Below are 19334 nucleotides of genomic sequence, written 5' to 3' on the forward strand. Positions count from 1 at the left end.
CAGAAAAAGAAAGCAAATATTCAGTTTTTTATCGGCAAATGTTCACCCTTAGGGCAGTTATCTCGATGGTGAGGTACAAAGTCTCTGGTTTTAGGGAGTCGGTTGTCGATGTCAAATCCAGTCATACCTCGTCTTTGTGAGAAACGCCGTCGGTAGTGTTCGGCAAGACATTTCACTGAAGCTGTATTTCCCGATAAGCTTGATAAACGCCGCGCACGTTGTACCAATTGAGAAAAATGCGGGCAATTTCTAGGGCTAATTGCGGTTTACCTCGATCGATCAACCATTGTAACAGAGGGGAGAGGCTGCGTTCATTCAGGGTTCCCCCTAGGGAAAGTAAACCCCACAACAGTCGATGAATCCAAGTCATTTGAATCATCATCCGCACTTCCCAGGTGGGATGTTTTTGATAAAAAAGCACTCCCATTCGTCCTCGTTGAATTTCCTTATCGATGAGATTGGGAATTTGAGCGAGATTAAAGGGGGGATGCCAATGATAACCGACGGCTTCAGGACATTTGATTAATTTTAGTCCTAATTGCTTCAATCTCACCCCTAATTCCAAATCTTCCCAACCGTAGAGTTGAAACTGGGTATCAAATAATCCCGCCGCTAATAACCATTTTTTAGCGATCGCCACGTTGCCCGTGGCAAAATAGGCGGCGGAGAAATCGGTGATTTTATAGGGTTCACTGGTGGGATGCTCGAAGTTACAGGTATTAATGACACTGCCGTAGGTAAATAAGCGATCGCTGCTGAGACTTGCTGCCCCGGCGGTTAAAGCGTCGGCGTGGGCTTGCAAAAAATTTTCTGTCACTACCAGATCGCTATCGATAAAAATAATCGTATCACCACTAGCTTTTTCTACCCCCAGATTCCTAGCGAGCGCCGGTCCGCCGTGATCCTGTTGCCACAGTTGCAGATGGGGTAAATTAGCCTTTTGACTTTCTAGCCAAGCGATCGTCGCATCGGTAGAGCCATCATCGACAAGGACTATTTCGTAGTTTTCCACCTTATTATCGGTTAAACGCTGATTTTCTAGGGCTAGTAAACATTTTTTTAAAATTGCTTGGCGATTGTAGGTAGGGATGACAACACTGATCAGCACGGGCATTCGGGGGTCAAGATTACCGTTTTAGCTTACCAAATAACCTCGGTTCCTTGATTAGACCTCCTGCAAAAACCAACAATCTTCGTTCAGGATTCAGGAGACAGGATTGAGGAGACAGGATTGAGGAGACTATTTTTATTTATTCTCCCCATCTCCCCACACACGTTACAGTAGAGCAGGAAGTCGCCTTCCCACCCCCTGCTTCAAAACCGGACTTACGACTTTCGCCGTATCCGGCTCCTGAGTAACTAGGCTACTGTCATTAGTAGAATAATAATGGGAATTATTATTTCCTTGTCTATTCAACCCTCTTGGCTGTATCCCCACCAGACAAGATTGTTGGTTTTAGGGCGTATATGACCGTTGATTGTTGCTTAGACTTCCTAGTTACCCGTCCTTTGTCAGCATATCTTTGATATTACTCAAAGCCTTGGCTTTTAAGGACATCCTCTCCCTCTATTGACTTGCGGATGGTTTCCTACTGCCCCGAACGGGCAGAGTCAATCAGGGTTACTTCGTTCCCTATAACCATTGGTTGAACCCTTAGGATGATACTGTCCACAACAGAGTAACGGGAATGCCTTACTGATAGTGGTATGAGCTATCAGCCCCAACTCTGTTAACTTTTGTTTCGAGCCTGTCAGCCTTTTGGCTCGTGGGTGTTGACGATGGTTAATTCGTATCTTCGCCCCAGGGCTATCCATAGGTTCTGGCTCAACGGGTTTCTGATTTAGGCTATCAGATACCGCTTTTTTTTCCTCGCTCACTACCTCAGATGTACCAAGTCTAAAGCAGCAGGAAATGCCGTCACTCTAGGCATCTAGAGGACAGGACTAAGGTTATTACTAACCCGCACCTGTAGGGTTATAAAGTTATCAAGGTACTACATTTACCAAGCGGCTAATCCTCTAAACGTCTTACTGTCTAGTTTCTAGCCAACGAATCGCACCACACCCTACACCCTACACCCCACACCCTACACCCCACACCCTACACCCTACACCCCACACACCACACCCTACACCCTACACCCCACACCCCACCACCCCATCTCCCCATTTCCCTATCTCCCCATTTCCCCATTTCCCCATCTCCCCACACCCCACACCCCACACCCCACACCCCACACCCCACACCCCACACCCCATAACCCACACCCCATCTCCCCATCTCCCCACACCCTATGTAAGGAACCCCGGAAGGAGGATTAAGGTCAACTGGGAACATTGATTTTAAAAAATCGGTGATCATGTTATCCTCTGATTGTGTCGTGTGAGGAATGGAATCGGCCATGGTAGCTTCTCTATCTTATCAAAATGGGCAAAAAGCTCGATCGCATCCCCTGTTATCCTTAGCGGGTTTAATCGAATTACCGCCATCTCCCCTGTTTGGCACGGACGGAATTCGCGGCCAAGTGGGAGAATTATTAACTGCCCCCCTAGCGCTACAAATCGGATTTTGGGCGGGACAGGTATTAAAAAATCAGGCTGGTGTCACCAAACCGATAATTATCGGTCAAGATTCCCGTAATTCCAGTGATATGTTAGCCAATGCTATCACTGCGGGTTTAACTTGGGCGGGAATAGAAGTCTGGCAACTGGGATTATGTCCCACTCCCTGCGTCGCCTATTTAACCAGAGAAAGCGAAGCGATGGGTGGGATCATGATTTCTGCCAGTCATAATCCTCCCGAAGATAACGGCATTAAATTTTTTGACAGCAGCGGTTTAAAATTATCCGGCACTTTAGCCGGACAGATAGAAGCGGGTTTAAGAGGCAATTTAGAATTAGCGGATAACTCAGTAAATTGGGGAAAAGCGACTTTTTGTCCCGAATTAATCCAAAAATACTATCAAGCTGTGATTGCTTCCGTCGGGACGGATATTAACCTATCGGGATTAAAAATAGTTTTAGATCTAGCTTGGGGGGCAGCCGTTAACCTAGCACCTTTAGTATTCCAAACCGTGGGGGCGGAAGTTATCTGCCTACACGATCGAGCCGACGGCGATCGCATTAACGTTAATTGTGGTTCTACCCATTTAGAAAGCTTACAGGCGGCGGTGATTAATCAGCAAGCGGATTTAGGGTTTGCCTTCGATGGCGATGCCGATCGAGTCCTGGCCGTGGATAGTCAAGGTAGAGTAGTAGATGGCGATTATATCCTCTATTTTTGGGGTCGTTCCCTCTTAGAAGCCGGACAGCTACCCGATGGGTTATTAGTAGCAACGGTGATGGCTAATTTAGGTTTTGAACGCGCTTGGCAAAAACTGGGGGGTCAATTCTTGCGGACTGCCGTGGGCGATCAGCACGTTCAGGCGCAAATGTGGGAAACTGGAGCCATGCTAGGGGGTGAACAATCTGGTCATATCCTCTGCCATCATTACGGGGTTTCTGGGGATGGAATGCAAACCGCCCTACATTTAGCGGCTTTAGTGCAGAAATCGGCGGTTTCCTTGGCTAACTTAGTCGATCATAGCTTTGTCACCTATCCGCAGATTTTACGCAATGTGCGGGTGGAAGATAGAGAAGTGCGACGTAATTGGCAGCAATGTGAACCTTTGCGGCGAGAAATCCGCAAAGCTGAGACAGCTATGGCAGAAAAAGGCAGAATTTTGGTGCGCGCTTCCGGGACAGAACCCTTAATTCGGGTGATGGTGGAAGCAGAAACCCTAGAATTAGCCAATTTTTGGACAGAAAGGCTAGTGGCAGCGGTGCGAAGCTATCTTTTGTAGTCGATCGAGGGGGACAGGGATTATAATGCCCTTAGCCTAGCGTAGCAAGGGATAATTGTCACTAACCCCGCCCTAAAAGCGACGGAGCTTGCCTAGACCAATTTAGGCGACGCAAGTAGAGACTACCGCATCGAGACACAATCTGGCACAGACCTCCGAATACTTCCCTAGTTCGGATTCCCTCTCGGCTTTATTGGTAAAGCGTTGTTAGACAAGACATCTTGATTGTGTTGCGGAAAGGGACTTTAACTTTACTCTTAAGGATTATCTCCATGGCAAGAGTTCCTGTTATCTCAAAAGACGGAAAGTCGTTGATGCCCACTAAACCCAGTCGGGCCAGACGGTGGATTAAAGAAGGAAAAGCTATCGGTAAATTCAACGACTTAGGTATTTTCTATGTCCAGCTAATCGATGAACCTTCCGATAGTAAAACCCAACCGATTGCCATTGGTATTGACCCGGGTCAATTATTCTCTGGAATTGGCGTTCAATCCTCTCTTTTTACTCTTTGGAAGGCTCACTTAGAACTTCCTTTTAAACGAGTAAAAGAGCGCATGGACAATAGACGGTTAATGCGAAGAGGACGTAGAAAAAGACGGATTAACCGCCAACTTTCTTTTAATCTAAGAGCGCATCGACAACAACGATTCTCAAATAGAAAACAAGGAAAATTAGCTCCCTCAATCAGAGCTAATCGTCAACTTGAACTTCGCGTCGTTTCCGAACTAACCAAAATCTATCCAATTACTGACATTTACTTTGAGTATGTCAAAGCCGATGTTGATTTAACTTCCGGTAGAAAAGGAGCTAAGTCTGGAAAAGGTTTCTCGTCGGTTATGGTCGGACAGAAATGGGCAATTGAGCAACTGTCTCAATTGGCAACAGTCCATACTCGCTTTGGTTGGCAAACCTCTAATCTCAGAAAATATTTGGGACTAGAAAAGTCCAAAAATAAAGCAGAACAATCACCAGAAAGCCATGCTAACGATGGCATTGCTCTTGCCTGTTTTCAATTTTTAGATTATTGGCCATTCCACAATTATAATGGACATGGATATGATTGGAAGGGTTCTGTTAAAGTAACAAACGCTCCCTTTGCTGTCATCAAACGTCCTCCTATTAGTCGTCGTCAACTTCACCTGATGGTTTTTTCTAAAGGTGGTAAACGACGTAAATATGGTGGCTCTACCACAAGACATGGGTTCCGTAAAGGAGATTTAGTTTCTTCTCCCAAAGGAATTGGTTATATTAGTGGAGATACCGAAAAACAGCTATCTGTAAGCGATACCAATGGTCAACGATTGGGACAGATAGCTGTTAGCAAGATTCAGTTAATTCGTCGTTCTAACGGTTTAATTGTTTCTCGCTAACTTATATAAAGCCGCCCTCCGTTATCGCTAAAGGGCGGGTTTCAGACCCATTTTTTCAATGACCGGACTAAGTATCGATCGCCAGAAAAAAAAGCATAAACAGGGCCAAACAAAAGCTGATAGTCCCCCGCTTAACATCAAAGAGAAACTTGCCCTCAAAAAAGAAGAAAGGCAAAAGAAACAAAAATTAACGGGGTTAATTGTTTTTGCCATTTGTGTAGCAATTTTGCTCGGATTCCCCCTCAGCTTATTATTTGATGCCAACATAGGAGCTGCAGTAAGTTTAGCCTTAATTTTAGTAGTTTTCTCCTTTAGCTATCCTCGCATGGCTCTTTGGGCATTTATTATCTATGTCCCCTTCACTGGCACTATTATCTATTGGTTGGGAGGTAGTCCAATCCTCCAGCTTAGTAAAGATATCTTTTATCTACCCGCTTTAATCGCCTTAGTTTTAGAATGTCGAAAAAAGCAATTACCGATTATTGTCCCCAAACAATTAGGTACAACCCTATTATTAATCTTTGTTTTCTGTGTAGTTTGTCTATTAGCCGTCAATTTACAGAGACAATTTCTGCCTACTTGTGCATCTGTAGAAGGACTGAGAGTTTTCAGCAACGGCTTTTTGTTTCGGGTTCCCTGTCGGGAAAGTGAGCCTTTTCTGCAAGGAATATTAGGATTTAAAGTTTTGCTGGGTTATGTCCCCTTGATCTTCTGCACTTATTACTTAATCAAAGACAAACCGACCCTATTATTTTTTGGTCGTCTTTTAGTGACTTTAGCGATTATTTGTTGTGTTCTAGGACTAATGCAATACTGGATGCTGAAAACCGGTCGTTGTGTAGGAACTAGAGGCCTTGTATCTGAGGCACTATTCAAAGCCAACTTAGAGGCAAGGTGTTTGATTGGTGGGGCGTTAGTGTATAGTCCGGAAGTAAATATGATCCGCCTACCGGGTACCTTTGTTTCTCCCTGGCACTGGGCTTGGTTTTTGGTCTCTAGTGCCGTAGTTTGTTATGCCAGTGCCTTTAGTGAAATTTCCCAAAAATGGCGACTAGCAGCCCTAGTAGGTTTAACCCTAGTTTTTATTAATGCAGTGGTCTCCGGGCAAAGATTAGCTTTCTTTGCTGTACCGATGATTATTGGTCTGATGACGATTATTACGGGACAAATCGCTAACTTAAAACGATTTTTGCCGATCATTTTTGCCTCGGCTTTACTTCTAGCTATCGGTTTTTCTTTCCTTAACCCGGATTTTGTCCAACAACGCTACGATAGTGCCATCAGCCGTTGGCAAAGCAGTCCCCCCACCGCTTTTCTTCAAGAACAGTTGGATTTTGCTATCCGTAATCAGGGCGGTATTTTAGGTCGTGGACTTGGTGTGGCCACGTCTGCTGCTAGGTTTTTCGGTGATATTTCCTTTGTGGAAACCTATCATAGTAAAGTTTTATTCGAGTTGGGATACATTGGTTTTGCCTTGTACATGATATTCATGACCCATCTAGTTTATCTGGCCTTCCGCACCTATCGTTCCCTCAAAGATCCGACTCTGCGAGGTTTTGCCGGTAGTTATTGGGTTTTGCTGCTCTTTGTTGCCTATCTTCCCTATTGGTATGCCCTCGATACAGATCCTGTGGGCGTTTATTACTGGATATTTGCGGGCGTAATTTTTAGATTACCCGTGATCGAAAAACAGGAAAAAGAAGCCAAAATTCTGGCGGGGGAAACCGCCACAAAATCCTCCAAAAAGGGCTTAAATTTTAAACGCAAAGGTGTTTCTTTAGCTTGAAATATGGGTGTTGGGTTTTAGGGTGTTGGGGTTTTAGGGTTTTAGTGGAAATTCCCCCATTCCCCCACTCCCCCACTCCCCCACTTCCCCACTCCCCCACTCCCCCATTCCCTGCTATGAATTTTCCCTCGATTTCTGTGATCATACCCACCTATCGACGCGAAGAGCCTCTTAAAGATACCCTCGATGACCTACTCAAACAAGATTATCCCGATTTTGAGGTATTAGTTATCGACCAGACCGCTACCCACAGCCCCGCCATACAATCCTATCTGGAAAATCTGGCTAATCAGCACAAAATTAGCTGGTATCGGCTGGATTGGGCGAGTTTACCCGGTGCGAGAAATTATGGAGTCCGTCGCACCCAAGGCGATATCGTTCTTTTTATCGATGATGATGTGCGGCTACCGGATAATTATCTCAAAGCACATAGTGAGAATTTTGTCAAGAACCCTGAGATAGGTGTAGTGGCAGGTCGGGTATTCGATCGCATGAAATTGGGTGACTCCCAAAAAATGGTGACAGATACCGGCAAACCCTACGAAATCGACTTTTTACCCCCCCAAGCCATGGATCCAGGCATTGCTTGGTATTACATCGATCTTGTCCACACCACTAAACCCCAGCAGGTAATCTCGGCCCGGGGCTGTAATATGTCTTTCCGGAAGGATATATTTACGAAATACGGCATTTGGTTCGATGAACGCTTTCGTGGCAGTGCCGTGCGCGAGGAATCGGATTTTTGCTTAAGGTTACGCCAGACTCCCTATCATGTCTGGTACGATCCCACCGCTTATCTGGTTCATTTAGGGGAAGAAACCGGCGGCTGTCATGATATTAGCACTCGTTCTTTGAGTTATCAGACGACTTTTTATCATAATCACTTTCTGATGGCCCTGAAAAATCTCACTCCCGCTCAACAATTGCGACTCTACGCTAAATTATTTGATTGTCACGTTCTTGGCAATCCTCCCTGTAATAAAGGTGGTTCCCCGATTAAAATACTCTCTAGGGGAATTTTTTATAGTTTAGGTTTTCTTGATGCTCTGAAAACTCAAGTAAAGTCCCTCTGGAATGATGGCCAAATTTATACAAAACTAGATCATCTATGAAAATTTTAGTCGCTAGTCATACATATATAGTTGATCTCAACTGTGAGAAACTGCGCGCCCTGACAAGATTAAATCCCAATATTGAAGTTACTATTGTTGTTCCCCAACGTTGGCAACCGGGAGGAGTCCAAAATAAAATCATTGAAAGTCAACCGAAAATAGCCGACAATTTCTGCGTCATTCCTATCTCTAATTTTAGCCAAAATAATCAATCTTTATTAACTTTTGGCACTGATATAATTCCTTTATTGCAAAAATTTAGACCTGATATTATTCAAGTGGAACAGGGTTCTAAATCTCTCGCTTATGCTCAATTTATTACTCTGAATCGTCTCTTAAATCTACAGGCTAAAAATGTATTTTTTACCTGGTGGAATCTTCCCTATACTCCTAAATTTCCCATCTCTTGGTTAGAAGCTTATAACCTGAAAAATACCGATGGTTTAATCGCCGGTAATCAGGACGGGGTAGATGTTTTAAAAGAACGGGGTTACAGGGGTAAATACACCGTTTTACCGCAATTAGGAGTGGATGAAGTCCTTTTTTCCCCTGGCAAGCAACCCGATTTAGCCCGATCTTTAGGCATTGAAAACGATGAATTCGTGATTGGTTTTATCGGTCGTTTTGTGGAAGAAAAAGGCATTCTAACGCTGATTAAAGCTGCATCTAAATTAACAGGTAAGTGGAAATTATTACTGTTAGGTCGGGGCATCCTGAAAGATAAAATAGTCAGCGAAGCTAGAGCCGTAGGAATAAGCGATCGCTTGATGATAGTGGAAAGTGTTCCCCACGATCAAGTAGTTAATTATCTTAACCTGATGAACACTTTAGTTTTGCCTTCAGAAATCACCTATCAGGTCAAAACCTTAACTGCCGTCGGTTGGAAAGAACAATTCGGTCATGTCTTAATTGAAGCTATGGCCTGTCAGGTTCCTGTTATTGGTTCTGATTCGGGAGAAATCCCCTTTGTTATTGCTGATACGGGTTTAATTTTTCCCGAAAAAGATGGGGAGGCACTGGCTAAATCTATACAAACTCTCTTAGATAATCCCAGCTTCGCTCAAGAATTAGGCCAGAGGGGTTATCAGAGAGTAATGACCAATTATACTAATAAAGCCCTCGCTCAAAAACAATTGGATTTCTATCAACAATTACTCCCTCGGTGATGGGAAGTGGGGTGTGGGGTGTGGGGTGTGGGGTGTGGGGTGTGGGGAGAAAAAAGCTGATAACTGATAACTGACAACTGATCACTGATAACTGATCACTGATCACTGGTTATGAACCATTCTTGGCACCCCCTAGTCTAAAGGGACAAGTAGCTAGGGGTGAGGGGAATGATCGAGGTGATAACCGAGAAGCAAACAAGTGTGAGCGATCGAGAGTTAATCTTAAAATGTCAAAGGGGTGATCGGGGCGCTTTTCGTCACCTTTACCGTCTTTATCAACCAAAAATCCGCTCTACTCTCTATCAACTCTGTGGAAGGGAATTCCTAGAGGATTTTGTCCAAGAGGTATTTTTAAGACTGTGGCGCGGGTTGCCGAAATTGCGTTCACCTGAATACTTTTCCACTTGGGTTTATCGGATCACTTGGAATGTGGCGATCGATGGTCGGCGACAATTAGCCAAAAGACAAATGAGGATGGCCAAAAGCACTGATGAGGAAAACTCCCTTGATAGCGAATCCCGTCCCCAAGATAGTCCCGATTTGATGCAATTGCATTATGAGGATGTGGTCCGACAAGGGTTAGAAATTCTCAGTTTAGAACATCGCGCTGTCCTTGTCCTTCACGATCTAGAGGACTTACCCCAAAAGGAAATCGCCCAAATCTTAGAAATTCCCCTCGGTACGGTGAAATCACGTCTTCATTATGCGCGTAAAACCATGGGTCAATTTTTGCAAAAACAAGGAGTTCTCTAATGTCCCCAGAAGATGACAAAGTGGTTAATTTTCTGCGTCGATATCGTCCATCGCTGCCACCTCGACCGATAGATGAAGAAGAACAGTTAATGCAAATGATTAGGGGAGAAAGGCCGGTAACTCGCCCAAAATCCCTGCCTTTATTGGGGTGGATAACTGGTATTACTGCCTTATCGGTGCTGATTGTTGGTTCCTATCGTTGGTTTCATCCTTATCCACAACTGGGCCAAATTTCCGACGAGCAGTTAGAAGCTTTTTTAGTGGAGAGTTGGAACCATAGCATCGCTCCACCGATTGCTGCTCCTAGCGTTTATAGTTCGCCTTGGATGAGCTTAAACGAGCCTCAACTCACCTATTCTACCTATAATCCTTAATTTCTTTGTGGAGGTCAATTATGTCCCTTTCTACTCTCTCGATTCTCGGCACAACCATGGCTTTAACTCTGGCGGCTAACCTAGTCCCAACTGCCACTGTGCTATCCTATCCCCAAGATCGTCTATTTATCGCTCAAACTAGCTCTCCCCAGCGTCCTGAGAGTCGTCGAGTGAATAATTCTCGAGAAAGACTAATCGAACAATTAAACCTTACCGATGACCAAAAGTCGAAAATTGCCGCTATTCGTCAGAAATACCGGGGACAAATGCAAAAATTGCGAGAAACCATGAGAAGCAACCAACAAGAATTAAATAGTTTATTATCGAATAATGCCTCCGATCGAGATATCCGTTCTAAACATCAGCAAATCTCTCGGAATCGCCAAGAAATCAGTAACCTGCAATTTGAGAGTTTTTTGGAAATTCGCCAAGTGTTAACTCCCGCTCAAAGAACGGAATTTTCCCAATTAATGCAGGAACGTTGCCCTAATTCCCGCAATTGTGGGCGACAATAATTCCCATCAGTTCGGATTAAGATCGAGTTTGATTCCGATACATTAGAAAAACGCCAAGGATGGGTTACTACCCCATCCTCAACTTATCATTTACTGATAAATTATCGTTTCCAAGTGACTTTTGGTAGGATATGATTCAGATCTACTCGATTTTTATATTTGGTGGCGAAGTTCAAGAGGGAATCGAGGAGAGAATCGGAGAGATAGTGAGGTTGTAGGCCTAGATCGAGTAATTTCGTGTTTTTAGCCTTGAAATAATGTTCCTCTAACTCGATGCGTGGGTTGTCAAGATTGTTAATCTCCACATTTAACCCTAAGGCAGAACCAGCTTTTTTAACCATCAGTGCCAAGTCACCGACGCTAAACAGTTCGGTAAATTGGTTAAAGACGCGGAATTCCCCCGATTGAGCGGGATTAGCGATCGCTAATTCCAAACAACCCACGGTATCGCGGATATCTAAAAATCCCCGCGTTTGACCACCTTTACCGTACACTGTCAGGGGATGACCGATCGCCGCTTGAATACAAAAACGGTTTAAAGCAGTACCAAAAACCCCATCGTAATCGAGACGGTTAATTAACATCTCATCCATTCCCGTTTCTTCGGTGAGGACTCCATAAACCACCCCTTGATTGAGATCTGTGGCTTTTAAACCCCACATCCGACAGGCAAAATGGATATTATGGCTATCGTGGACTTTGCTGAGATGGTACATACTACCAGGCTGTTTGGGATAGGGTAAAGTATCCTTACGACCGTTATGTTCGATCGTGATGTAGCCTTCTTCAATATCTATATTAGGTGTGCCATACTCACCCATGGTTCCCAGTTTCACTAGGTGCGCTTCGGGAAATTCCTCTTTCATTGCGTAGAGGATGTTTAAATTGCCAACAACGTTGTTAACTTGGGTTAAAACTGCGTGTTCGCGATCAATCATGGAGAAGGGTGCAGATCTCTGTTCTCCGAAGTGAACAATCGCATCCGGTTGAAACTGTCGCAGGGATTGAATCAAAAAGTCGTAGTTATTGATATCCCCGACAAAAAGATCGAGCGATTTTCCCGTCAGATCTTGCCAGCGTTGAATCCGATGAGATATGGGTGCGATCGGTGTTAAGGTATCGCAGCCTAATTGTAAGTCCCAATAGCGACGAACTAAACTATCAAGTATGCCTACTTCGTAACCTCTATTTGATAGATGGAGTGCCGTTGCCCAACCACAATAGCCGTCTCCGCCAATAACCAAAACTCTCATACAATATCTGTAAAGTTTATATACTCGTCTTTGCTCACTCTAGCAGTTTTGTGTCACGCTTTACCAACTTAGTCTGCGTGAACATAGCGGGGTGTGGGGTGTAGGGTGTAGGGTGTAGGGTGTGGGGTGTGGGGTGTAGGGTGATGGGGAAATGGGGGTGTGGGGAGAATCAATAAAGGCAGTCTATTGACAACTGCTCACTGATTACCACTGTCCACTGAAAACTCAAATCTGATCACTGATCACTGATAACTGATAACTGATGAGGGTGTTCTAGAAAACTTGACAAGGGAACGGATTATGGAGAAACTCAGCTTGTAATCAGTGGGCTTTGCTGACGAGAAAACAAAAGCCAAAAATCTAGATAAAAGGCAGTTTTTTCGGTAACTCAGGGACTATCTGCTTTTTACTTTTTACTTTTTACTTTTTACTTTATTACTTGATCTTATGCGTTGGCAAGCTCGGCAAAAATCTTCGTTTTCTTTGTTTCCCCTATACGGATTTTTGGCATTTATCGTCACTTGTCTGATTATTTGGGCAATTTCTTTCTATCCTCGTTCTAATGCTCTGGTGGGGGGTGATTCTCTCCCCGCACCTTTTAGGGAGTTTCAACCGGAATGCGCAAATTATGTCCGAGAAAATAGTTCTTTTAAGGATATATCAAGAGTTTTTGACTGTAAAACCTATAAAAACCTCTCCGATCGAGTGATTCTTTCCCTATCTCTCCAAAAAAACGATATTAGTCTCGATAATTGGCAAAATAACTCGACAACAGCGATCGAATTAGCCCCCTGGCCGGAAATTCATCCCCGCGCTCAAGAGACAAAAGTACCGATTTTAATGTATCACGACATTTTACCGGAAAAAGAGGTATTCTTTGACGTTACTCCAGGCGAATTAGAGGCACATTTTCAATTTTTGCAGGAAATCGGGGCAACTCCTATCAGTATCGATTGGTTAATTTCCCATCTGCGGACAGGTATCCCCCTTCCCGCTAAACCGGTTTTATTGACTTTTGATGATGGTTATGGGGGACATTACCAGTATGTCTATCCTTTATTGAGAAAATATAACTATCCCGCCGTTTTCTCGATTTATATCCATAAAATGACTCAAAAAACCGGCAGAACCAGTGTCACTTGGCAACAACTCCAGGAAATGGCCGCCGATCCTCTAGTACAAATTGTCTCCCATAGTGTTAGTCATCCCCGGGATTTAAGGTTATTATCCGATGCAGATTTGGAGCAAGAAGTCAAGCAATCGAAACAAATCTTAGAAAAAGAATTGGGTATTCCGATTAATTATTTCACCTATCCGGAAGGGAAGGCGGACGATCGAGTGAAGGAATTCGTCAAAAAAGCGGGTTATCGGGCGGCTTTATCGATGAATGACCTCGATGAACATTTTGCCGGACAATCCCCCGATTTACTCACTATTGGACGCTTTGGGCAATCGCGCACGCGAGAAATTGTCCCGCAAGCTTGGGGAGGTGATCCCTTACCCCGTAGGGATGGCGGTTTTAACTTTGCCACCACCATCCAAAAACGGGAAGTGGAGTTCTCAAGTAATACACTTGTTCTGATTAGTGGCGGTATTCCCAAAACTATCCACGCTGATAGTCGTTATCAAGTGGAGGAAATTATCGCCGGTACAGAAGCGATCGCGGCTGTAGATGGCGGTTTTTTCTCTCTCAAGGAATTGGACTCAAATCAGATGATCGGGCCGGTTTTAAGCGAAAATGGCGGCTTTATTCCGGGATATGAGGGAGAAATTGACAAGTTAGAGGGTCGTCCTTTAGTAATCATTACCGATCGATGGGTGCGTTATCTTCCTTTTGATCCTGCCCGTCATAATACCCTAGAAGGAATTGCAGCGGAGGCCGGAGATGATCTCAAGGTGACGGATGCTTTTGTCGCGGCCGCTTGGTTAGTCAAAGATGGACAACCACAATCCCTGGAATCCTTTGGTACACTTTACGGTTTTGATGCCCTGCGTCACCGGGCTTTTTGGGGGATTAATCAGGCAGGACAGCCAGTAATCGGCGTTTCCAGAGACCCGATCGATTCGATGGCTTTGGGAGAATTATTAGTACAGGCAGGCTTTCGGGAAGCGGTGATGTTGGATTCAGGAGCAAGTACTTCCCTCGCTTATCAGGGCCAATCGCAAGTGCATTATACTCCCCGTCCCGTTCCCCACGTTGTCGCTTTATTTCCCCCCACAGAAACCTATATTGTTCCCATTAATCATGTGGGGATTCCCTGCGTAATTTTCGCCGATTCCTGTGCTGCGGGGAGTTAGGGGACAAAAAGTTGCTAACCAGAAAACGGCTGAAGCGGCGGTTTGGGTGATTCTAATCATACCCATCTCCTTTTTGATTACTTAAAATTACCCATAAGGAAATTTTGGAAACCTCATGACAGCATTAGATAAATACACAAAAGGCTTGCTTGCGATCGTTCTGACAGTGATTGTCGGAAATGCTATCTACAAATTTATTATCGATGAAATTGTTTGTGCCGGTAGTCGAGAGCTTCAGGAAGGTCACTGTGAATTATAGTCATTTCAGATAAGTCTGATACACTCTAGACCAGTTAAACCCTTATGAACTCTGGCATTGATATTCTCAATCTTAATTGAAATGACTATATACAGGAGTTCAGTTATTTTAAACGAAATTAACGGATTGCCCCCAACAGAAAACCCAGAAGCGCGCCACAGTTGCTGGTGCGCTTCCCGTACTTAAATAAATGCCATACACTAGCAAACTCATAGATGGTCAAGGATTCCCAGAAAAGAAAGAGCGCCACGATGCCGTAGCGATCGCCCCTCCTAAAAGAATTATTAACGTCCAGACCTGATTTTTCTGGGTTCCCTCAACCTTTTCGAGCCTTCTATCCATCCCATCGACTTTCTCAGTCAGTTTAGCTTGTCCCACCTCTAACTTAGTTAGCCGTTCGTCAATTTTGTCGATTTTGTGGCTAACTTCCTTAATACTGTCTTTGATTTCCTTGAGAACAGCTTCTAGGGAATAGGTAACGGTTTCGTTAGACATTTTGGTAAAATCCTTTTGACACTTCCCGCTCTAAAAAGACGGGGATTCTTGGTTCACAGAGATTACTTGCTTAGACAGAATTGCTTCTGAAGTTGACAACCCATAAATTAAAAGTCGCCCGACCCTACACTAAAGGGCGGGGCTTTAACCCAAAATTTTCGGTAAAGCTCCATCTAAATAGGCTTCTCGCTGGGCTTCTTGGCTAATATCTTCGATTTCCTCCTCCGTTTTACCCATAGATCGCAAAACATCCTCTACTAAAATTGGAATAGCCGAACCATGGGGATCCTTCCATTCTGGTAAATCGTGAGTCCATTCGGCTACATGAAAGGGATCGAGATGGCCAAAAGTGTTGTAAACCTGTTTAAGAATCATTTCTTCTTCTTCACAGAGTTCTTCATTGCCGGATATTGCAGCAGGTCAACATAATTAGAATCCCGGAGAGAAATATATTTCGGCCACAGGGGTAAGGCAGAGTCCACGGGTTGTCCTTTAATCAAATTATAAACACCCCTGAGAACCGGTCCATAATCCATTGATACATATAGTCATTTCAGATAAGTCTGATACACTCTAGACCAGTTAAACCCTTATGAACTCTGGCATTGATATTCTCAATCTTAATTGAAATGACTATATCTATCCCCAGTAATTGGTTGATCCATGGTTTTTAAAGCAAGACGGTCAGCTATATAGAGCATTTTCAGCAACCCTAAATACTTCATCGGTTTGCCGTGCAGCTTTAAGAGTATAGCAGCGGCTTCAACTGCTTTCTCTGGATGAAACCGAAATTTGATCGTCATAACTACTATAAATTCACTGCTTTTTTATGACACTTTTATGACACTTTTATTATAGTTATTATTCTACATCGGCCATATTTAAGATTTTGTCCCAGTGGTTGAGGCTTCTAGCCTGATTTCTGAAAGATGCTGCTATAGGTATGATCGAGTTAAACCTTAGCCCAAGATTCTACCATGGAGATCGAACGTCTTAACGCCCTTTCCGATAATTATATTTTCCTCCTCTACGATCCGGCGCAAAAAATCGCGGCCGTGGTGGATCCGGCGGAACCTGAACCCGTTTTCAGGCGATTAGAGGCTTTACAGGTGGATTTAGTCGCTATTTTCAATACCCATCACCACGGCGACCATGTGGGGGCTAATCAGGCTTTAATTAATCGTTATCCCCATCTTTGTGTTTATGGGGGAAAGGAGGATCGCGGTCGCATTCCGGGCCAGCAGCTGTTTTTAGAGGAGGGGGATCGGGTGGAATTTGCCGGTCGCTGGGCCGAGGTTTTCTTTGTCCCCGGCCACACTCGCGCTCATATTGCCTATTATTTTCCCCCGGTTAACCCCGGAGATTACGGCGAGTTATTCTGTGGTGATACCCTGTTTTCTGGGGGTTGTGGTCGTTTATTTGAGGGAACACCGGGCCAAATGGTGGCTTCTTTAACTAAATTGCGATCGCTTCCCGACCAGACCAGGGTTTGGTGCGCTCACGAATATACGTTAAATAATTTAAAGTTTGCCTTGACAGTTGACCCTAATAATGCTGCTCTGCAACAGCGTTATCGGGAAGTGGAAAAACATCGCGCTGAAGATCTTCCCACGATTCCGGCAATTTTGGGGACGGAAAAGCTGACTAATCCTTTTTTGCGCTGGGATAGTCCCGCTTTGGCCATGACCATGGATAGCAGCGAACCAGTACAAGTGTTTGCACGGCTGCGGGGGAAAAAAGATAATTTTTAGCAGTGGCTAAGTAGGGTTTGCTGAAAAAGCTTTTCCTGGGGGCAGGGTGTGGGGTGTGGGGTGTGGGGTGTGGGGTTTTACCAGTTTTGAGGTGGTCAACTACCTAATTTTCAGGGAAAAAGTACCTGAATTTTCCCCCGATCCCCGCAATGGCTGGCACTTTTTGAGGGGAAAAAAGTCCAAAAGTCTTATCCAACAAGGTTTTTAGCTTTATTCAGCCAGCCCTAATTAGTCGATGCTGTCTTTTGAGACTCCGAGCCGCTCCTCAATCAACCTGGAGATATTTCGAGAAATTCTCTCAGTCTTCATCGCTGATGATCGGGTAGGGAATCAGTCGTTCGTAATCTTCTAAACTGGCATCGGAGAGGCAGCAGTCAATAATTGTTTTACCCAGAGGATCGAGATCGGGTTCGAGAAATTGCCGAAGTTGGCCGGCAAAAAATTCTTTAAGAATCGTAGTCCCCCGGTCAAAGGCCTCATTTCCCACTTCTGGTTGCAGGTTGACACGGAAAAACCAGTTACCGATAGTTTGTCCCTCAACCATCATCGAGCGGAAGGTGTAACCGAGCAAGGGACAACGGGAGGGAACAACCTGTTGGCGAGAAAACTTTTCGCCACCCCGACGGGCTAGATATTCCCGTGCGATCCACTGGGCCATGAATCCCACTTCCCAAGCACCAATATACTGATTGGGACAGAGGGTGTAACGAACTTTGGGGGTGGTGAGAATTTGTTGCAAAATCAGATTAGCTTGAATCACTCGCCGTCCGGTGGCAAAGGGCCAGTAAGAGCCAACCCCTTCGGAACTCATCCCCTCCTTCTCGACGATACTGGGATTGGCATGACCGCGAGGAGCAACTAACCGCCACAACCAAGCCAAGGCGGGGGGGAGAAGATGCAGCAGCCCGATGATGCCGTAACTCGGTCTTTCCTTGGTGCAAGGAGGAGTGCGCACCCCAAAACTGCGAATATCGACGCTAACTGCCCCGTTAACTACGTTAGGGATGATATCTCTGGGAATGACCACGCGAGGATTGGGGCAGGGCTTTCCTGGCTCATCCTCGATATGTTGCCAAATCAGAGCGGTACTTTCCGGCCGTGCCTCGATATTGAGAAATAAAAGCGGATGGGGTGGATGAATGGTCAGTTCTTCTAAATAGGGATCGGTGCCGTAATGGGTAATGTGATTGAGACGCACAAACCAAGCGTTTTCTGCATCCATTAAAGCCAGTTTGTCTTGATTTTTCGGCTGGCGCAGACTGGGGTGGCAGAGAGCCATGTCATCGGTAACAGGACGCAAATCGCAAGTTTTGGGTAAGATTAGGTGGCGTTCATCCCCCGTGACCAGATTTTTTCCCAATAAGAGACTCCCATCGGGGCGGCGATGAGCCGGTTCTAGCATTTCACTTTTCCCCCCACCACTTGCCCCCTCATGCATAAAGGTGACTTTGTTATCGTAGGGGGTGATCACTTGAACGGTAGAAGCATGGGCTGTCACCCAGTTTTCCTGCTCTCCCATGGCTAACAGCACGCCATAGATTCCTTTTTTGGCAGAAGGACCGGGATAAAGATTGTAGCTGAATAGCTCGTGCAACCCTGGACGGCGGTTATGGACAACCACCTGCTTGCCTTGAAACACCTGATGGCGAAACGGCGGCGCCACATAGAGAACCGCCCCGGGTAAAAAGTCAGAACCGATTTCACTAGGATCGTCGATGCCTTGGAGTAGAGAAAGCCCTAATGCGAAGAAACCGGCGTTAGCGGGGGCGACAACCACAACATCCGGGCCTTTTCCCTTGACTCCGGCTACAAAGGTAAAAAGTGCTAATTCTTGAGTTTTTAACCACGCGAAGGTCTGTTGTCTTAGTTCTTCAAACTCAAAACCAAAACGAGACTTAAAAGTCGGTTTATTAGTTGGCAAATCGTCGCCAATGACCATACAATCGGGATCGCGCCGCCGCATATACGGTTCCGTATAATTAGCACTAATGCCATTGCGAACCCGACACACTAAGGCTTCCACCACTTTACCTCGGTTGGGGATGTCATAGGCGACTTCATGATAGCCGTTTTTGGCATCTTTAACGGCTAATTCAATTAGTTGTTCGACATCTGCAGCCAGGGTGAAATTCGGGCATGATTGCAGAATATCTGTTAATTCTGACGGTAACGAGAAATCGGGAAGGGGATTAACTACCATGTTCCCTCCTCAGGATGAGGCTGTAAGTATTATTACTTAATATAGCTTTCCGTCGAGCAACTTAGATTAATCGTTGATAAAAATCAATATTAGACCCGCCGCAAAAGACCTGTCATACTAAATCCGTTGAGTATAGGCTACTGATGAAGACAGGCAATAG

The 19334-nt window shown here is 44.9% G+C and carries 18 protein-coding genes; 11 read left to right on the plus strand and 7 right to left on the minus strand.

All coding sequences use genetic code 11. The features are described from left to right. Window positions 1-172: 172 nt before the first annotated feature. Together MAE_RS21320 and MAE_RS34555 are read right to left on the minus strand one after the other, a co-directional pair. Entirely contained in the window at window positions 173-1114 is a 942-nt protein-coding gene (locus MAE_RS21320) for a glycosyltransferase family 2 protein (RefSeq protein ID WP_004163326.1), read from the minus strand. A gap of 987 nt (window positions 1115-2101) precedes the next feature. Then, window positions 2102-2404, minus strand: a complete 303-nt coding sequence (locus MAE_RS34555; protein ID WP_012267387.1) for a hypothetical protein — start codon at window positions 2402-2404, stop codon at window positions 2102-2104. On the opposite strand from MAE_RS34555, the gene glmM reads away from it, so the two are divergent. From glmM to MAE_RS21365, 8 genes are all read left to right on the plus strand, one after another. Beyond that, entirely contained in the window at window positions 2403-3842 is a 1440-nt protein-coding gene (gene glmM, locus MAE_RS21330; protein WP_012267388.1) for a phosphoglucosamine mutase, read from the plus strand. The genes MAE_RS34555 and glmM overlap by 2 nt on opposite strands. 272 nt (window positions 3843-4114) lie before the next feature. Continuing rightward, the gene (locus MAE_RS21335; protein WP_012267389.1) at window positions 4115-5212 is read left to right on the plus strand and encodes an RRXRR domain-containing protein; all 1098 of its coding nucleotides are present in this window, start codon (window positions 4115-4117) and stop codon (window positions 5210-5212) included. A gap of 58 nt (window positions 5213-5270) precedes the next feature. Then, entirely contained in the window at window positions 5271-6998 is a 1728-nt protein-coding gene (hpsL, locus tag MAE_RS21340; protein ID WP_012267390.1) for a hormogonium polysaccharide biosynthesis protein HpsL, read from the plus strand. 116 nt (window positions 6999-7114) lie between these two features. Next, window positions 7115-8110 (plus strand): hormogonium polysaccharide biosynthesis glycosyltransferase HpsN, encoded by a 996-nt coding sequence (hpsN, locus tag MAE_RS21345; protein WP_002797209.1) that lies wholly within the window; start codon window positions 7115-7117, stop codon window positions 8108-8110. Then, entirely contained in the window at window positions 8107-9276 is a 1170-nt protein-coding gene (hpsO, locus tag MAE_RS21350; RefSeq protein WP_012267391.1) for a hormogonium polysaccharide biosynthesis glycosyltransferase HpsO, read from the plus strand. Before hpsN ends, hpsO begins: the two co-directional genes overlap by 4 nt. A 168-nt stretch (window positions 9277-9444) precedes the next feature. After that, window positions 9445-10029 (plus strand): sigma-70 family RNA polymerase sigma factor, encoded by a 585-nt coding sequence (locus MAE_RS21355; protein WP_012267392.1) that lies wholly within the window; start codon window positions 9445-9447, stop codon window positions 10027-10029. Next, complete coding sequence (locus MAE_RS21360) at window positions 10029-10403, plus strand: hypothetical protein (RefSeq protein WP_012267393.1); 375 nt, start codon at window positions 10029-10031, stop codon at window positions 10401-10403. The genes MAE_RS21355 and MAE_RS21360 overlap by 1 nt, the downstream gene beginning before the upstream one ends. 20 nt (window positions 10404-10423) lie before the next feature. Then, on the plus strand, window positions 10424-10918 hold the full coding sequence (locus MAE_RS21365) for a Spy/CpxP family protein refolding chaperone (protein ID WP_002797202.1): 495 nt from the start codon (window positions 10424-10426) through the stop codon (window positions 10916-10918). Between the two features lie 101 nt (window positions 10919-11019). Here MAE_RS21365 and MAE_RS21370 read toward each other — a convergent pair whose 3' ends face one another. Further along, the gene (locus MAE_RS21370) at window positions 11020-12171 is read right to left on the minus strand and encodes an NAD-dependent epimerase/dehydratase family protein (protein WP_002797201.1); all 1152 of its coding nucleotides are present in this window, start codon (window positions 12169-12171) and stop codon (window positions 11020-11022) included. Window positions 12172-12618: 447 nt separating this feature from the next. On the opposite strand from MAE_RS21370, the gene MAE_RS21375 reads away from it, so the two are divergent. Further along, the gene (locus tag MAE_RS21375) at window positions 12619-14469 is read left to right on the plus strand and encodes a polysaccharide deacetylase family protein (protein WP_012267395.1); all 1851 of its coding nucleotides are present in this window, start codon (window positions 12619-12621) and stop codon (window positions 14467-14469) included. A gap of 115 nt (window positions 14470-14584) precedes the next feature. Further along, window positions 14585-14728, plus strand: a complete 144-nt coding sequence (locus MAE_RS34205; RefSeq protein WP_173351087.1) for a hypothetical protein — start codon at window positions 14585-14587, stop codon at window positions 14726-14728. 219 nt (window positions 14729-14947) lie between these two features. On the opposite strand, the gene MAE_RS21380 is transcribed toward MAE_RS34205, so the two are convergent. The 3 genes from MAE_RS21380 to MAE_RS35340 all read right to left on the minus strand — a co-directional run bounded on the left by MAE_RS21380 (window position 14948) and on the right by MAE_RS35340 (window position 16026). Continuing rightward, a complete protein-coding gene (locus MAE_RS21380; protein ID WP_002739175.1) occupies window positions 14948-15223 on the minus strand; it encodes a hypothetical protein in 276 nt (91 codons plus the stop codon). A 144-nt stretch (window positions 15224-15367) separates the two neighbouring features. Beyond that, window positions 15368-15598, minus strand: coding sequence for a hypothetical protein (locus MAE_RS35335; RefSeq protein ID WP_012267396.1), 231 nt, complete (start codon window positions 15596-15598; stop codon window positions 15368-15370). A gap of 245 nt (window positions 15599-15843) precedes the next feature. After that, window positions 15844-16026, minus strand: coding sequence for a type II toxin-antitoxin system antitoxin SocA domain-containing protein (locus MAE_RS35340; protein WP_012267398.1), 183 nt, complete (start codon window positions 16024-16026; stop codon window positions 15844-15846). 174 nt (window positions 16027-16200) lie between these two features. On the opposite strand from MAE_RS35340, the gene gloB reads away from it, so the two are divergent. Continuing rightward, on the plus strand, window positions 16201-16974 hold the full coding sequence (gloB, locus tag MAE_RS21390; RefSeq protein ID WP_012267399.1) for a hydroxyacylglutathione hydrolase: 774 nt from the start codon (window positions 16201-16203) through the stop codon (window positions 16972-16974). Window positions 16975-17272: 298 nt separating this feature from the next. Here gloB and MAE_RS21395 read toward each other — a convergent pair whose 3' ends face one another. Beyond that, window positions 17273-19174 (minus strand): DUF4914 family protein, encoded by a 1902-nt coding sequence (locus tag MAE_RS21395; protein ID WP_012267400.1) that lies wholly within the window; start codon window positions 19172-19174, stop codon window positions 17273-17275. Window positions 19175-19334 lie beyond the last annotated feature (160 nt).

The organism is Microcystis aeruginosa NIES-843 (assembly GCF_000010625.1).
GTDB lineage: Bacteria > Cyanobacteriota > Cyanobacteriia > Cyanobacteriales > Microcystaceae > Microcystis > Microcystis aeruginosa.

Bases quoted from the DNA above. Each gene is read 5' to 3' on its own strand.
- MAE_RS21335 (WP_012267389.1), top strand. From the start codon at position 4,115: ATGGCAAGAGTTCCTGTTATCTCAAAAGACGGAAAGTCGTTGATGCCC.
- MAE_RS35340 (WP_012267398.1), bottom strand. From the start codon at position 16,026: ATGACGATCAAATTTCGGTTTCATCCAGAGAAAGCAGTTGAAGCCGCT.
- MAE_RS21360 (WP_012267393.1), top strand. From the start codon at position 10,029: ATGTCCCCAGAAGATGACAAAGTGGTTAATTTTCTGCGTCGATATCGT.
- MAE_RS21380 (WP_002739175.1), bottom strand. From the start codon at position 15,223: ATGTCTAACGAAACCGTTACCTATTCCCTAGAAGCTGTTCTCAAGGAA.
- MAE_RS34205 (WP_173351087.1), top strand. From the start codon at position 14,585: ATGACAGCATTAGATAAATACACAAAAGGCTTGCTTGCGATCGTTCTG.
- hpsN (WP_002797209.1), top strand. From the start codon at position 7,115: ATGAATTTTCCCTCGATTTCTGTGATCATACCCACCTATCGACGCGAA.
- MAE_RS21395 (WP_012267400.1), bottom strand. From the start codon at position 19,174: ATGGTAGTTAATCCCCTTCCCGATTTCTCGTTACCGTCAGAATTAACA.
- hpsL (WP_012267390.1), top strand. From the start codon at position 5,271: ATGACCGGACTAAGTATCGATCGCCAGAAAAAAAAGCATAAACAGGGC.
- MAE_RS35335 (WP_012267396.1), bottom strand. From the start codon at position 15,598: ATGATTCTTAAACAGGTTTACAACACTTTTGGCCATCTCGATCCCTTT.
- glmM (WP_012267388.1), top strand. From the start codon at position 2,403: ATGGTAGCTTCTCTATCTTATCAAAATGGGCAAAAAGCTCGATCGCAT.
- gloB (WP_012267399.1), top strand. From the start codon at position 16,201: ATGGAGATCGAACGTCTTAACGCCCTTTCCGATAATTATATTTTCCTC.
- MAE_RS21320 (WP_004163326.1), bottom strand. From the start codon at position 1,114: ATGCCCGTGCTGATCAGTGTTGTCATCCCTACCTACAATCGCCAAGCA.
- MAE_RS21370 (WP_002797201.1), bottom strand. From the start codon at position 12,171: ATGAGAGTTTTGGTTATTGGCGGAGACGGCTATTGTGGTTGGGCAACG.
- hpsO (WP_012267391.1), top strand. From the start codon at position 8,107: ATGAAAATTTTAGTCGCTAGTCATACATATATAGTTGATCTCAACTGT.
- MAE_RS21365 (WP_002797202.1), top strand. From the start codon at position 10,424: ATGTCCCTTTCTACTCTCTCGATTCTCGGCACAACCATGGCTTTAACT.
- MAE_RS21375 (WP_012267395.1), top strand. From the start codon at position 12,619: ATGCGTTGGCAAGCTCGGCAAAAATCTTCGTTTTCTTTGTTTCCCCTA.
- MAE_RS21355 (WP_012267392.1), top strand. From the start codon at position 9,445: ATGATCGAGGTGATAACCGAGAAGCAAACAAGTGTGAGCGATCGAGAG.
- MAE_RS34555 (WP_012267387.1), bottom strand. From the start codon at position 2,404: ATGGCCGATTCCATTCCTCACACGACACAATCAGAGGATAACATGATC.